Origin of the sequence: Escherichia sp. AM3 (assembly GCF_032029835.1) — a bacterium.
Lineage (GTDB): Bacteria > Pseudomonadota > Gammaproteobacteria > Enterobacterales > Enterobacteriaceae > Escherichia > Escherichia coli.
In genome coordinates this window covers 1-234 of the sequence record NZ_JAVUPQ010001330.1, presented here as the reverse complement: position 1 = coordinate 234, position 234 = coordinate 1, and the positions used below count along the sequence as shown (strand labels likewise).

Below are 234 nucleotides of genomic sequence, written 5' to 3'. Positions count from 1 at the left end.
CAAAGCGAACAATATGGAGCAGGCCCGGGATGCGGTGATGGATAAATCCCAGCGCGAACACATCGCCGGGCTGATGCGTAAAGAGCGGCTGCTGGCCCGCTTTGACGTGGCTTCGCTGCTGGTGATCAATGCCGAGCAGCTGCTGGTGGTCTGCTTTGGCGCGTGGCTGATCCTGGAAGGGCAGATGAGCATCGGGATGCTTTACGCCTATATCAGCTATAAGCGCTATTTTTC

At 56.8% G+C, this 234-nt stretch carries 1 pseudogene; it reads left to right on the top strand.

Annotation, left to right across the window (positions count from 1 at the left end):
* Positions 1-234: pseudogene (locus RTW80_RS30920) on the top strand (peptidase domain-containing ABC transporter); the annotation flags it as partial.